The sequence below is a fragment of the Candidatus Vesicomyosocius sp. SY067_SCS001 genome, assembly GCF_014706615.1.
Lineage (GTDB): Bacteria > Pseudomonadota > Gammaproteobacteria > PS1 > Pseudothioglobaceae > Ruthia.
Window position 1 is genome coordinate 523,748 of record NZ_CP054877.1, and the last position, 14,548, is coordinate 538,295.

At 31.0% G+C, this 14,548-nt stretch carries 12 protein-coding genes; 9 read left to right on the forward strand and 3 right to left on the reverse strand.

What is annotated here, in order from left to right:
* The first annotated feature begins 42 nt into the window (after positions 1 to 42).
* From HUW60_RS02490 to lipA, 3 genes are read left to right on the forward strand one after another with little or no spacing between them, the layout of a single operon-like run.
* The gene (locus HUW60_RS02490; protein WP_190599980.1) at positions 43 to 321 is read left to right on the forward strand and encodes an HP0495 family protein; all 279 of its coding nucleotides are present in this window, start codon (positions 43 to 45) and stop codon (positions 319 to 321) included.
* Positions 322 to 327: 6 nt separating this feature from the next.
* Entirely contained in the window at positions 328 to 942 is a 615-nt protein-coding gene (gene lipB, locus HUW60_RS02495; RefSeq protein ID WP_190599981.1) for a lipoyl(octanoyl) transferase LipB, read from the forward strand.
* On the forward strand, positions 920 to 1,867 hold the full coding sequence (gene lipA / locus HUW60_RS02500; protein ID WP_190599982.1) for a lipoyl synthase: 948 nt from the start codon (positions 920 to 922) through the stop codon (positions 1,865 to 1,867). The genes lipB and lipA overlap by 23 nt, the downstream gene beginning before the upstream one ends.
* Before the next feature lie 100 nt (positions 1,868 to 1,967).
* On the opposite strand, the gene HUW60_RS02505 is transcribed toward lipA, so the two are convergent.
* Complete coding sequence (locus tag HUW60_RS02505; protein ID WP_238924431.1) at positions 1,968 to 5,345, reverse strand: efflux RND transporter permease subunit; 3,378 nt, start codon at positions 5,343 to 5,345, stop codon at positions 1,968 to 1,970.
* Between the two features lie 6 nt (positions 5,346 to 5,351).
* Positions 5,352 to 6,527, reverse strand: coding sequence for an efflux RND transporter periplasmic adaptor subunit (locus tag HUW60_RS02510; protein ID WP_190599983.1), 1,176 nt, complete (start codon positions 6,525 to 6,527; stop codon positions 5,352 to 5,354).
* A gap of 198 nt (positions 6,528 to 6,725) precedes the next feature.
* Here HUW60_RS02510 and pdxA point away from each other — a divergent pair, with 198 nt between their 5' ends.
* The 4 genes from pdxA to HUW60_RS02530 are packed head-to-tail and all read left to right on the forward strand — an operon-like array spanning position 6,726 to position 9,621.
* Positions 6,726 to 7,724, forward strand: a complete 999-nt coding sequence (pdxA, locus tag HUW60_RS02515; RefSeq protein WP_190599984.1) for a 4-hydroxythreonine-4-phosphate dehydrogenase PdxA — start codon at positions 6,726 to 6,728, stop codon at positions 7,722 to 7,724.
* Positions 7,714 to 8,469 carry a 16S rRNA (adenine(1518)-N(6)/adenine(1519)-N(6))-dimethyltransferase RsmA gene (rsmA, locus tag HUW60_RS02520; RefSeq protein WP_190599985.1) on the forward strand — a complete coding sequence of 252 codons (756 nt, stop codon included), beginning with the start codon at positions 7,714 to 7,716 and terminating at the stop codon, positions 8,467 to 8,469. Before pdxA ends, rsmA begins: the two co-directional genes overlap by 11 nt.
* Positions 8,453 to 8,824 carry a Co2+/Mg2+ efflux facilitator ApaG/CorD gene (gene apaG / locus HUW60_RS02525; RefSeq protein WP_190599986.1) on the forward strand — a complete coding sequence of 124 codons (372 nt, stop codon included), beginning with the start codon at positions 8,453 to 8,455 and terminating at the stop codon, positions 8,822 to 8,824. The genes rsmA and apaG overlap by 17 nt, the downstream gene beginning before the upstream one ends.
* A complete protein-coding gene (locus tag HUW60_RS02530; RefSeq protein WP_190599987.1) occupies positions 8,824 to 9,621 on the forward strand; it encodes a symmetrical bis(5'-nucleosyl)-tetraphosphatase in 798 nt (265 codons plus the stop codon). The genes apaG and HUW60_RS02530 overlap by 1 nt, the downstream gene beginning before the upstream one ends.
* On the opposite strand, the gene dapF is transcribed toward HUW60_RS02530, so the two are convergent.
* On the reverse strand, positions 9,618 to 10,433 hold the full coding sequence (dapF, locus tag HUW60_RS02535) for a diaminopimelate epimerase (RefSeq protein ID WP_190599988.1): 816 nt from the start codon (positions 10,431 to 10,433) through the stop codon (positions 9,618 to 9,620). The two genes, HUW60_RS02530 and dapF, sit on opposite strands and share 4 nt — an antisense overlap.
* A 452-nt stretch (positions 10,434 to 10,885) precedes the next feature.
* Between dapF and rseP the strand changes: the two genes are divergently transcribed.
* Together rseP and bamA are read left to right on the forward strand one after the other, a co-directional pair.
* Entirely contained in the window at positions 10,886 to 12,223 is a 1,338-nt protein-coding gene (rseP, locus tag HUW60_RS02540) for an RIP metalloprotease RseP (protein WP_190599989.1), read from the forward strand.
* A 16-nt stretch (positions 12,224 to 12,239) separates the two neighbouring features.
* A complete protein-coding gene (bamA, locus tag HUW60_RS02545; RefSeq protein WP_190599990.1) occupies positions 12,240 to 14,531 on the forward strand; it encodes an outer membrane protein assembly factor BamA in 2,292 nt (763 codons plus the stop codon).
* The last annotated feature ends 17 nt before the right edge of the window (positions 14,532 to 14,548 follow it).

The window sequence follows — 14,548 nt, forward strand, 5'->3', positions numbered from 1 at the left end:
ATAATTTTTATTTTACAGTAATAAAAGATAAAATTATTTGATATGATTACTGTTAATTCTACTTCAGAAACTCCATTTAATTTTCCTTGCGACTATTCTATTAAAATATTTGGTAAAAATTGTGAAAAGTTTCAGAATACAATTTGCGCTATTGTTGAACATCACACTCACAAATTAAATCCTAATAAAATAACAAAAAAGTACAGTTCTAAAGGTAAATATGTATCTTTTAGCATCCGTATTATTGCTAACAGTAAAATTCAATTAGATTCCATTAATCAAGATTTAAAAGACTGCCATTTAGTGTCTTATGTTTTATAAATTATTATGCGTATTATCAATTTAGGGCGTCAAGACTATTTAAACATCTGGGATAAGATGAAAACATTTACCAATGCTCGTGATAAAAATACCAAAGACGAATTATGGATTGTAGAACACAATCCTGTATTTACACAAGGTGTTTCTAGTAAACCAGAACATATTTTATCAAATACTGATATTCCTATTATCCAAACTGATCGTGGAGGACAAGTTACATATCATGGCCCTGGTCAAGTAATTATTTATTGTCTATTTGATCTTAAACGTCTTGGTATAGGAGTTAAAATAATTATTAAAATTATTGAAAATTCAATAATTGACTTATTGAGAACTTACACCATTAAAGCACATCTAAAATCAGGAGCACCTGGAGTGTATATTGATAATGCTAAAATTGCAGCGCTAGGTTTAAGAATTAAACAATCAAGAATTTATCATGGTTTGAGTCTTAATATAGATATGGACTTGTCTCCATTTATTAAAATTAGTCCTTGTGGATATCAAAACCTGAAAGTAACACAACTTTATGATTTAACGGATAGTAGAGATACTTTAAATATTATTGCTAAAAAACTTAGCCAAATACTTATTGATTATGTTACAAGAAATAGACATTAAAAGTTTAAAAGGAAAGTCTAAAGTTGCACGCTTAAGAATTAAGCCTGATGTTAATAGAGCAGCTATTAGAAAACCAAAATGGATACGGACCAAGCATATTTTTGGTTCAAAAGTTGAACAACTGAAAAACACACTTCGAGCGCAGAAATTATTTACAGTCTGTGAGGAAGCCCAATGCCCAAATTTAGGCGAATGTTTTAATAATGGTACTGCTACTTTTATGATTATGGGACAAATCTGTACACGTCGTTGCCCATTTTGTGACGTCGCTCATGGTAAACCCAGAACACTTGATATAGATGAGCCTAAACATTTAGCTGATACCATCAAAAAAATGCAGCTTAAGTATGTAGTGATTACTTCAGTAGATAGGGATGATTTACATGATGGAGGTGTTCAACATTTCAAAATGTGCATTGATAATATCAGATTAAATACACCAAAAGTTAAGATTGAAATCTTAACTCCAGATTTCAAAGGTAGAATTGATAAAGCACTTAAGGTTTTTAAATCTTGTCCGCCTGATGTCTTTAATCATAATTTAGAGACAGTGCCAAGCTTATACCCAAAAGTTAGACCTGGTGCAAATTATGATCATTCATTAAAATTACTTCAAAAATTTAAACAACAACACCCTCTTGTTATTAGCAAATCAGGATTAATGCTAGGAGTTGGTGAAAGTGAAAAACAAGTTATCAATGTATTAAAAGATTTACGCAGAAACAATGTAGACATGCTTACTATAGGTCAATATTTACAGCCAAGTAAATATCATTTAGCTGTTGAGGCATATATTCATCCGAATCAATTTGATAAATATAAAAAAATTGCACTTAAATTAGGTTTTATTAGAGTCGCTAGTGGACCCATGATACGTTCTTCTTATCATGCTAATTTACAAATTAAGGGTAAATTAATAATTTAGTGATTATAAAAACAAAAACAGTTAATATTATATATTAAAGCTCTTATCTTTTTTCTTTATTAGCTTATTAATACCTAATTTTTCACTACTAAGTTTAACCTTATTTTTTTCTACCAAGAACTGTTTTTATCCATTCTTTAGGGTCTTTATTTTCCTTTTCAGGTTTTGGTTCTTCAACATTGTATTTTGCATCTGCATCTTTATCTTCAGGAAGAAGACCCATATTAATCGCAATATTTCTACAAGTAGCTTCACCAGCAGATAAAGTCCCCAATGGGATTACAACTAGCGTTAGTATAGTAGAAATTAGTACACCAAATAATAATGAAATTGCCATACCTTGGAATATAGGGTCTGATAAGATAACACTAGAACCACCAATCAATGCAAATGCAGTAATCATAATAGGTCGTGTTCTTGAAGAGCATGAATTAATTATTGCATCAAAAAACGGAATGCCTTTGGCATACTCTTGAACGGTAAAATCAACTAATAAAATTGAATTTCGTACAATAATTCCTGCTAATGCAATCCAACCAATCATTGAAGTGGCTGTAAATTCTGCATCTAATAACCAATGACCTGGGACAATACCCAATAATGTTAATGGAATTGGTGCCATAATAACAGCTGGAATAATAAAGTTACCAAACTGCCACACAACCAACATATAAATCACCACTAATGCTATAGCAAATGTACTCCCCATATCTCGAAAAGTTTCATAAGTAACTGTCCATTCACCTGTCCATTCAAAACTTGGAATAGTTTGATCTTTAGGTGGGCCTAGATATTCACCTTGTAATTGTTTACCATCAATCGTTTGATATTTAAGTAGTAAGTCATCTACACCTAGCATTGCATAAATTGGTGCACTTAGGCGACCTTTAGGTTCGCCTAATACATATTCAATATCTGCTAAATCTTTGTGAAAAATTAAATCATCTTGCTTTTTATAACTAAATGATCCCAATTCTGAAATTGGGATCAACCCACCATGCTGAGTAGGTACAGGCAATTGAGTTAAATAAGATAATTGAGAGCGTTTAGATAACGGTATTTGTAAACAAATACGTGAAGGTTCAAGTGCATTTTTTAATCGAATTGTACCTACGTTAAAACTACTCATAGCCATTGAAAGTGTTTCTTTAATAGTCATAACACTAACACCAAATCTAGAAGCTTTTGCTGTATCTACTTGAAAGTCAATAACAGGGTACTTATCACGTATAAGATTATCAACATCTGTCATTGTACCAGATTCTTTGAATAACTCTGTTAAGTCATTTGCTAATTTACGACGTGTATCCTTATCTGGCCCATACACTTCAGCAACAACAGGGCTTAATACTGGAGGCCCAGGTGGCATTTCAATAACAGCATAATTAGCACCTATATCTTCTACAATTTGTTTAATCAATGTTCTTGCTTCTAATGCAATTTCATGACTAGAACGAGATCTTTCTGATTTTTCAACCAACTGAATTTGCAATTCCCCCTCTGAAGGGGATTGTCTTAAATAATAATGTCTTACTAGACCGTTAAAATCAAAAGGCTTGGCAGTTCCTGAATAGGATTGAATAGCAACAACCTCTGGTACATTACGCAATACTTGCGCCATTTTATGTAAAGTTGAAGCTGTATTTGCTAGTGCTGTACCATCAGGCATATTTAAAATTACACCAAATTCGGACTTATTATCCAGAGGTAACATTTTTACAGGAACTAAAGTAGTATAAAACATTGATATTGACATAAAGAAAGCAACAATCAATCCAATTAAGAACCCCCAACCATATATTTTTATATTAAATAATTTAGAGATGGTTAAATGAAAAAATGCAAACATAACTTTTTTTTCTTTTTCTTCTTTCTTATGCATTTTGTGTAGCACCTTCAAAGGTGGTACAAATATCATTATAAAATAAGGTGTGAAAACAAAGGCTGCAAACAATGAAAACATCATTGCAACCGAGCCTAATATAGGAATTGGGGCCATATATGGCCCCATCATCCCACTAACTGATGCCATAGGTACTAAAGCCGCAACTACAGTAAAGGTTGCTAAAATTGTTGGGTTACCAACCTCGCGTACTGCGTCAATTGCGGTACCAATAGTAATTTTATTATCAATCAACCATCTCCTATAGATATTTTCAGTGACAACAATAGCATCATCCACTAGAATACCAATTGAGAAAATCAAAGCAAATAAACTAACTCTATCAATGGTCATGCCTAAAATCCACGCAGAAAAAATGGTCATCAATAATACAACTGGAATGACTAGCGTTACTACAATGGCTGGACGAATACCCAAGGCAACCCATACAAGTAAAGTCACTGCACCTGTAGCAATAAATAATTTCTTAATTAAAACATTTACCTTATCTTTTGCAGATTTTCCATAATCCCTTGTGACGCTAATTTCTACGTTATCAGGAATTAGTTTGCCTTTTAACTCTTCAACTTTAGCAAGAATATTTTCAGCTACTTCTACGCCATTAGTACCATATTTCTTTGCAATAGCAATTGTTATTGCCTGTTCAGCAGTAGCTTTTTTCTCTGTTTTATTTGCCTTTCCTGTATAATAATTAACCATATGTTCAGCGTTTTCTGGCGCATAATACACATCAGCTACATCACGTACATAAATTGGTTTACCATCTTTTACTGTAATTACCAAGTTTTCAATATCTTCCACCTTACTAAAGAAATCACCTGAATAGACCTCTATCTTTAGCCCATTTAGTTCAATATTTCCTGTGTGTCCTCGCACATTAGCATTACCAATAGTACTAGCAATTTGCTGAATAGAAATACCATGTCCGGCTAAACGTCCTGGATAAGCATCAATATGAAAAATTTCCTTACGTCCTCCAACAACAAAGCCATTATTAGTGTCTTTAACTTTTGCAAGCTGCTGTAGCAATTCTAGACCTAGAGAACGCAACTGTCCGTCATCAAGTGATTTTGACCAAAGTGTTAAATTTATGATTGGTACATCATCAATTTCTTTAGGCTTAATGAGTGGTTGCTTAGCACCTGGAGGCATAAATTCAAGATTTGACAACATTTTGTCACGTACTTTGATAATAGAGGTATTCATTTCTTGACCTACATCAAATTCTACAGTAATAACGCCTTTACTATTATCGCTAACAGAATAAACATGCTTAACACCTAAAATATTTGACATTAAACGTTCTAAAGGCTTAATAATAATATTTGACACTTCCTTAGAAGAGGCGCCTGGATATTCAACAAATAAGTCAATAAGTGGTACAGAAATTTGAGGATCCTCTTGCCTTGGGGTTGAAATTAAGCCAATAATACCTGCACCTAGCATAGCAAAAAATATAATAACAGATAGTGAAGAGGTAATAAAAGCTTTAGTAAGCTTACCAGCAATACCCATCTCAAACTTTCTGTTCACCTCATCTACTTTTACCTGATCAACATGACTTTTGTTTGTCATAATATGTTAAATACCCATACCTGAAACCATTAGGATGTTTGGATTAGAAACAATTCTTTCACCAATTTTTAAACCTGATAGAACGCTTTTCTTATTCTTACCAACTTGTTCTCCTAAACGTATAAATCTTAGCTCTGTTTTATTGGTTAATGAATTAACAACAAATACACTTGGTAGTGAAGAGCGCCACATAATAGCAATGTCAGGAATGACTGGTGTTAATACGCCAGAATCTGTTTCAAAAATTTCTACTTCTGCATATGCTCCTGATAATACTGGAACATTAGCCGGTAAATCAAATTTAACCTTAACACTATGTTTAACATTATCTGCAATAGGATAAATTTGTGAAAGTTTAGCATCAACTACAATATTAACAATATCTAATTTAATACGATATATTTTGTTAAGTTTAAGACTCCTAACTAACCTTGAAGGTACATTCACTTCTACTTGAAGATTTTTAATATTAGCAAATTTTATTAAAATTTGACCAGGTTGGACAACATCCCCCTTATTAATATTTTTAGCCACAATAACACCATCAAATGGCGCGCTCACATTAGCATCTTTTAAGCGTGATTCAGCTTGCTTTAAATGTAATTCAGCTTGCTTGAGTTTATTCTTAGCCTGTTGATAGTTTGTGTATCTAGAAGTTCTATTAGCAAACTTGTCAAAATCTGGATTACCTTGACCTGATATTTTTAACATAGGGTCAGTAAACATTGAAAACATACCTGGTACACTACCAAACATACCGCCTGAGTTTGGTGATACAATTGATTGTGAATATTGGACCCCTGCATTTCTAAGTGCCTCATTAGCTGAGGCAATTGCTGCATAGGCTGAATCTCTTTGTGCTTGAATAGACTCTTGTTCTAATATAACTAAAATTGCACCTTTTTTAAACATATCACCTTCTTGACCTTTAATATTTAATACATCGCCAGACACCTGAGCAACTAAATTAACACGCGAAGAAGAAATAACTGAACCACCTAAAAGCGCTCTCTTATCTAGTGATACACCCCTTACAGCTTGTATGTTATAAACAGATTTAAAATTATTAATATTTTGTTTTGTACTTCCTTTTAAAGGCATATTAAGGGAAGTAATTTGTGCTTTAGAAGGTAATGAAGAAATCAATAAAATCGATGTGAATAATAAGATTAATGCATGCATAGTTACCCTGTTTTTAAAAAGTAAAAAAATAAACTTTATCGAAGATTTTATCTGATTAAAATACATCATATCTATTATTTTCCATTAAAAATGGACAATATAATTATATCTTATTGATACAAGTATTTGTTTTTAAATAATTTTATTTACTTTCATGAATAAATTTTACTTACATAAAAACCTCACAATATTCATTTAATGACAACTATTGCTTTCACTGTTGGAGAACCTTCTGGTATTGGACCTGATTTAGCTGTTATTTACGCTCAAATAAAATCAAATAAAAATCTTTTGTTATTTGCAGATCCAGATGTTTTATTAAATCGTGCAAAACAACTTAACTTAAACATAAAAATTATTGAATCTGAACAAGCTGCTTCAATTTATGAACTGGCTGTCTATCCAATTAAAGTTAATACCCATGTAGAATGCGGTATTTTAAATAAAAATAATGCACAATATGTATTAAATACACTTGATTGTGCAACTAAGTATTGTCTTAATTCACGATGTGATGCCTTAGTTACTGGTCCCATACATAAAGGTATTATTAACGAAGCAGGGATCAGTTTTACAGGTCATACTGAATATTTAGCTAACTTATCTAATATTGATAAAACAGTAATGATGTTGGTAACAAATGGCTTAAGAGTTGCGCTAGCAACTACACATATGCCACTTTCAGATGTGCCTCAAAATATTACCACACAATCTTTAAAGACAACTATTAGCATTATTCACCAATTTTTGTTAAATAATGGTGTTAACGCACCTAAAATTGTTGTATGTGGTTTAAATCCACATGCGGGAGAAAATGGTTATTTAGGTATGGAGGAGATTGAAATTATCAATCCTTTAATTAAAAAACTAAATAATCAAGGATACAATCTTGTTGGTAGTATACCTGCTGATACAGCCTTTACACCTAACTCACTAACTGGTGTTGATTGTGTATTGAGCATGTATCACGATCAAGGTTTACCAGTTCTAAAAACATTAGGATTTAAAAAAGCAGTTAATATTACACTAGGATTACCATTTATACGAACTTCGGTAGATCATGGTAGCGCACTTAATCTTGCTGGTACTGGAAATATTAGCCTTGGTAGTTTGAATACTGCTATAAATTATGCACAAACGCTAGTTATCAATCATAAAAAATTTAAACCAATAAAAATTGTATCTCTTGATACATAAAGCTCGTAAGCGTTTTGGACAGAACTTTCTTGTTGATAACAGAATTATTGACCGTATTATCGCTACTATCGCCCCAAAGCGTAATGATAATTTATTAGAAATTGGTCCTGGACAAGGCGCCATAACACTACCTTTATTAAATTATGTTAACCAATTGAACGTTATTGAAATTGATCGAAATTTGATTTCAATTCTAAAATCACTTGAATACTCTCATTTAGTCATTCATCAAGGTGATGTTCTTAAATTTGATTTAAATATTTTGCCTATGCCAATTAGGATAATTGGAAACTTACCTTACAATATCTCTTCTTCTATCCTTTTTCATTTGATTGAAAATTTAGATAAAATACAAGATATAACTGTCATGTTACAAAAAGAAGTTGTAGAAAGAATGGTGGCAAACAGTGGCTCTAAAGTATATGGACGTTTAAGCATCATGATGCAAATATTTTTTAATGTTGAGATGATTTTTACCGTACCACCAGAATCATTCAATCCTGTACCAAGAGTAGATTCTGCTATTGTATATTTAAAACCTCTGGCACAACCAAAAACCAAAAATATCAAGGTATTTGAAAAAATTGTAAAATTAGCATTTTCACAACGAAGAAAAATGTTAAGAAATAGCTTAAAATATGTATTAACCCAAAAGCAAACTGATATTAACTTATCCCGACGTGCTGAAATGCTAACAATTGATGATTTTATCACCTTAACGCAAGACTATGAAAAACAACATTGAAATAAAGATTAAAGTAACTTATTTAGAGAACCAATCAGATATTTATGCAAATCAATATATCTATACTTACACTATTACAATCACTAATAATGGTAACGTTGGTGTGCAGCTTTTAACACGTCATTGGCGTATTCAAGATGAAACTGGGCATATTGAAGATGTGATTGGAAAAGGGGTAATTGGTCAACAACCTCACTTATCGCCAAAAGAATCTTTTCAATACTCATCAGGTTCTATCATTAAAACCCAAACTGGCTCTATGAAGGGTTCTTATGGTATGATTAATGATCGCGGAGAGCGTTTTAATGTGAAGATTCCTGAATTTATACTCAGTAAACCTTATACTTTACACTAATGTCAGACTATTTAGTAGGAGATGTTCAAGGTTGTTTTGACTCTTTGCAAACTCTGTTAAAAAAAATTAAATTCTCAAGCGATAAAGATCGATTGTTTTTTTTAGGAGATGTGGTTAATAGAGGTAAACAATCTTTAGCTACATTGCGGTTTATTAAAGACTTAAAAAGTAATGCTTTAATGGTTCTAGGTAATCATGATTTTCATTTATTAGCCTGCACATTAGGTCGTAAAAATCCTAATAAAAAAGACACATTTACTGACATTATTAATGCTAATGATGCAAGCTTGTTGCTTGATTTTTTGAAGAATCAACCCTTAGCAATTAAGCATAAAGGTGTTCTTATGATTCATGCTGGCGTGCCACCAAGTTGGGATATGGATAGGACTCTTCAACAATCTAGACAGGTTCAAAAGCATCTTAAAAGTGTCAACGTTTCACAGTTTTTAAACCATATGTATGGCAACAAACCTAATATCTGGTCAAAAAATTTAACTGAACTAGAACAATGTAAATACACTATTAATGCTTTAATGCGACTACGTTTTTGTAAAGCCAATGATGAACTAGAATTTAACCATAAAATGAATTATACACATCCGCCAAAAGGTTTTAAAGCCTGGTTTATGCATAAAAATAGATTATTAAAAAATACTGATATATTCTTTGGTCACTGGTCTAGTTTATCAGGTGTTAATCAAACACATATTTACTCGATGGATCATGGCTGTATCTGGCATGGACATTTGAGTGCTGTTAGGCTAAAGGATAGAAAAATCTTCTCTGTTAGCTGTTAAATCTCTACTTGACCTTCAAACACAAATTGTGCAGTACCTGATAAAAATATATGTCCACCTTGCATGTATTTAATTAAAGCATTACCGCCACTTAAGTGAACAACAACACTTTCTTTTAATAAACCTTGTTCAACACCATAAGCTACTGCTGCACAAGCTCCAGAACCACAAGCTAAAGTTTCTCCAGAGCCACGTTCATAAACACGCAGATTAATTTCATGAGTATTCAAAATTTGCATAAAACCAATATTAGCTTGGTTAGGCAATAATTCACTTTGTTGAATTTTAGGAGCAATAGTATTAATAGCAATAGTATTAACATCTTTAACTAACATCACACAATGAGGATTACCAATTGAGATAGCGCCTAAATCAAATCCTTCAATCTGATAATGTTCACTTTGTTGCGATACTAAAAGTGGAATATCAGCTGGATTAAAACTTGGTTTTCCCATATCAACACACACTGTGTTATCATCATTTATATGTAAACTAATTATATTAGAACGAGTTTTGACAATAATTGGATTACTATGAGTTAAATTTTTATCATTAACAAAACGAGCAAAACAACGTGCGCCATTACCACATTGTTCTACTTCTGAACCGTTAGAATTATAAATAATATAACGAAAATCAACACCTTTTATATTACTAGGTTCAACTACCAATAGTTGGTCAAAGCCAATTCCGAAATACCGATTAGCTAATTTTATTATTTTCTTAGCATTAAAGTTAATATCACCAGCAAGATTATTAACCACCATAAAGTCGTTTCCCAACCCATGCATTTTTGTAAAATTAATTAACATATCTCATACATTATCCACTTATAATTCTCAAGGTTAAAAAGAATTAAGTTCTGATAAAGTATTGTTTTATGTCCATTGTTAAGAGAACCAACACAAATATCAACCAATATTATCCTAAAGAAAGAAAAAACTTTATATAACTATTACCTTTAATGAAATTGACTATCTACTTAGTTTTAGATATTTAAGAATTTATTCGCCTTCAACTGAAATCTTGAGATATAGTCCAAGATAAGAATCATTAAAACTTAATAAAGAAAATATAACTATTTTATATATCAATCTAAAGGTAAATTATGTTGTAATTTTGTTTATTAGTAACAATAGCGATAACAGTATTTATTCTTTGGTTACATTTACATAAACTTGCTTAAAATTATTGTAGGATTTATCATGAATATTTACAAAAATAAAAAGACATTAGACATACTTATCTACAATTATAAATTCTAATGGTGTTTATTTATTCTCTGGGATTTTTCTTAATTACTATTAGTATTTTAACAATTGTTCATGAATTAGGTCATTTTTTAGTCGCTAAAAAGCTTAATGTCAAAGTATTACGTTTTTCTATTGGATTTGGTAAAGTTTTGACATCATTTAAGTACGGCGAAACACAATACACCTTATGTGCACTCCCTTTAGGTGGGTTTATTAAAATGCTTGATGAAAATGAAACTTCAGTCGAAACATCAGAAAAACATCGTGCATTTAATCAGCAAAACGTTTATACACGTATCATGATTATTGTGGCTGGACCAATTGCTAATTTTCTTTTAGCTGTTATTCTTTATACTGTCGTTTTTGCTATCGGTGTTATCGGTATTAAGCCTATTGTTGGCACACTTGAAACCCCTAGTATTGCTCAACAATCAGGAATTCAAAAAGGTGATCAACTATTGAGTATTAACGGTATTTTAACACCAACTATTAGTGAATTCTCAATGAATTTTATTCAATTACTAAATGAGACTCCCCTTTATATTAATATTATTTCTGATACTTCAAATCTTAAAAAATTAAAGCTTAATCTATCTGGTGATTTTTTATCTAATCCAGAACAAGGTATTGATCGTTACTTAGGATTTAAATTTGCCATGCCTAAACTTGAAGCAATTATTGACCAAGTTATGCCTAATTCAGCTGCCTCAATAGCAGGCCTACAAATAAACGATAAAATTATAAGTGAAAATCATACTCATATTGATTCATGGCGTGATTTTGTTAACACTGTTCAAAACAACCCTAATAAAAAGATTAATCTACAAGTTGAGCGTAATGGTAATATTGTACATATAGTATTAATACCAAGAATTGAGCATGGTTTAGTCAAAGCAGGTGTTAACGTTTTAGTGCCTAATAACTATTTAGATGAGTGGCTTATATTAGTTAAAAAAGATATATTTAATGCTTTTATAGAAGCTAATAATAAAGTTTATCAACTTACTTTATTAAACTTAAGAATGATTAAAAAAATGATTACTGGTAATGCATTACTTGATCAAATTAGCGGACCTATTAGTATTGCTAATTACGCTGGTAAAAGTGCTAAAGTTGGTTTTGTGACATTCTTATCCTTTTTAGCCATTATTAGCATCGGACTAGGTTTGTTTAATTTATTACCTATTCCATTATTAGATGGTGGGCACTTATTTTTCTATTTAATAGAACTTATTAAAGGCTCAGCTGTTAGTCGATTGTTTCAACAAGTTTTAACAGGATTTGGCTTGTTTGTTATTATATTAATAACAGTTGTTGCTCTGTATAATGATCTGTCACGTTTATTGTAATTTATCAAAAAAAGATATGAGAAAAATCATTACCAAGTTTATCATAGTAGCAAGCATCTTGGTCTGTTCGATTGCATCAGCAACATCTATCAAAAGTATTGAAATTTTAGGCCTTAATGTTATTTCTAGAGGTACTGTTTTAAGTTATCTTCCAGTTGAAACAGGTGATGATTATAATAGCCAAGTATCAAATCAAATTATTCGTTCCTTGTACAAAACTAATTTTTTTAAAGACATTGAGGTTTCTCAAGAAGCTGAAATTTTAAAAATTAAGCTAACAGAGAATCCACATATTAAATACATTAATATAACTAACTATTCAAACAAAGTAATTGAAGAAAAATCATTAAATAAAATTTTAAAAAAAATGGGATTTTCTCAAGGCAAGATTTTTAATAAAAGAAAACTTGATAAACTAATAACCCAGATAAAGAATACATACATATCAAAGGGATATTATGGTATTAATATTGACAAAAATATTGACATTGATACACAAAATAGAGTAAGTATTAAACTTAATATTAGTGAAGGTAAAGTAGCAAAAATTAGTTCCATGAAAATTATTGGTAATCATGTCTTTAACGAAAGCGATTTATTAAATTTATTTGAAATTGGTCAGTCTGATTTTTTTATTATCAATTTTTTTACTGAAAAAGATCATCATTCTAAAATAGCGTTAGATGCTGGTATTGAATCTATGAAGTTATTATATACTAATGCTGGATATTTTAATTTTAAAATTGATAGAGTCAAAACAAATTTATCAGAAAATAAACAAAATATTGACATTAGTATTCAAATTAGTGAAGGTGCTAAATATAAAATTGGAACCATACAATTTACAGGAAATTTGCTTAGTTTTTCAATAGAAAAACTAAGCAAATTATTAACTTTTAAAAAAAATGATACATTTAATTCCAAAAAAATGATACAGGGCTTACAAAATATCAATAATGTATTTACTAACCAAGGCTATGCTTTTTCTGATATCAAAGTTAAAATATCAGAAAACACAAGCACACATACCATTGATCTAAATATTGACATAACCCCAAACAACAAAGTTTATATTAACCGTATCACTATTATCGGTAACACTCGTACTAAAGATGAGGTTATTCGTCGTGAAATTGGCGTTTATGAGGGTAGCTTATACTCTAGTACAGAGCTTAATGAATCTATCAAAAAAATCAAACGTTTAGGCTTCTTCTCTGAAGTAAAAATTCAAGTTTCAAAAATTAAAGATGTTGAAGATAAAATTAATCTGTATTTTAGCGTTGTAGAAACTCAAACTGGTACTTTTTCAATTGGATTTTCACATTCCAATAGCACAGGTGCGTCGCTTAATTTAGGCATACAAGAAAGAAATTTTTTAGGTACAGGTAATACATTAAGTCTTTCCTTGTCTAATTCTAAGGCAACAAGAGATGTTAGTTTTTATTTTTCTAACCCATATTTCACTCAAGATAAACACAGTATCAGTTACGGCGTATTTTCTAAAAAATTAGACGCATCTGAGCTAGAATTAGATGAATACAAGATTGACGAAAATGGATTTAGTTTAGGCTATAGCGTACCAATAACAAAAGTAACAAGAATTGGTGCTAACTTAAGAGCTTCAAAGCGTGATATTACTTGTGGATTGACTTTTTCTGACAACGATCACGAGCCAACTCAATGTGCTATAAAAGACAAAACTGAACTAAAATTAAGCTTAAATTGGAGCAACAACACACTTAATGACTTTAACTTTCCAACTAAAGGTCAACAAAGTAATTTAAATTTTAGTTTGACTTTACCTATTGCAGATTTTCGTTATTATAAATTAGATGCTTCTCATAAAAGCTATTACCCACTAAAAGATGATTTAACTTTCTCTTTAAGGGGTAGTCTCGGTTTTGCTCAAGGTTATGACGGTAAAGAGTTTCCTTTTTTTAAACGCTACTATGGTGGTGGTTCTTCATCAGTACGCGGGTTTGACTTTAACTCTTTAGGTGTAAAATATTTAAATAGTGATAAAGCTAAAGGTGGTGAGCTTTCTTTCTTAACTAGCGTATCAATTATTTTACCAATAAAACTTATTGACAATAATAATAACATGCGTATCAGCGCCTTTGTTGATTTAGGCTCTGTTAGCGAAAAAGCTTCCAGTTTTGACTTGGAAGAATTACGCCTTTCGACAGGTATTGCATTCTCTTGGTTAACACCTATTGGTCCGTTAGGATTTTATGCTGCTAGACCTTTAATTAAAAAATTAGGTGATAAGACTAAAACATTTGATTTTACATTAGGTACTAGTTTCTAAAACTTAAATATAATTGT

Coding starts and splice junctions, on each gene's coding strand:
- HUW60_RS02490 (WP_190599980.1), top strand. CDS start 43: ATGATTACTGTTAATTCTACTTCAGAAACTCCATTTAATTTTCCTTGC.
- lipB (WP_190599981.1), top strand. CDS start 328: ATGCGTATTATCAATTTAGGGCGTCAAGACTATTTAAACATCTGGGAT.
- lipA (WP_190599982.1), top strand. CDS start 920: ATGTTACAAGAAATAGACATTAAAAGTTTAAAAGGAAAGTCTAAAGTT.
- HUW60_RS02505 (WP_238924431.1), bottom strand. CDS start 5,345: ATGACAAACAAAAGTCATGTTGATCAGGTAAAAGTAGATGAGGTGAAC.
- HUW60_RS02510 (WP_190599983.1), bottom strand. CDS start 6,527: ATGCATGCATTAATCTTATTATTCACATCGATTTTATTGATTTCTTCA.
- pdxA (WP_190599984.1), top strand. CDS start 6,726: ATGACAACTATTGCTTTCACTGTTGGAGAACCTTCTGGTATTGGACCT.
- apaG (WP_190599986.1), top strand. CDS start 8,453: ATGAAAAACAACATTGAAATAAAGATTAAAGTAACTTATTTAGAGAAC.
- HUW60_RS02530 (WP_190599987.1), top strand. CDS start 8,824: ATGTCAGACTATTTAGTAGGAGATGTTCAAGGTTGTTTTGACTCTTTG.
- dapF (WP_190599988.1), bottom strand. CDS start 10,433: ATGTTAATTAATTTTACAAAAATGCATGGGTTGGGAAACGACTTTATG.
- rseP (WP_190599989.1), top strand. CDS start 10,886: ATGGTGTTTATTTATTCTCTGGGATTTTTCTTAATTACTATTAGTATT.
- bamA (WP_190599990.1), top strand. CDS start 12,240: ATGAGAAAAATCATTACCAAGTTTATCATAGTAGCAAGCATCTTGGTC.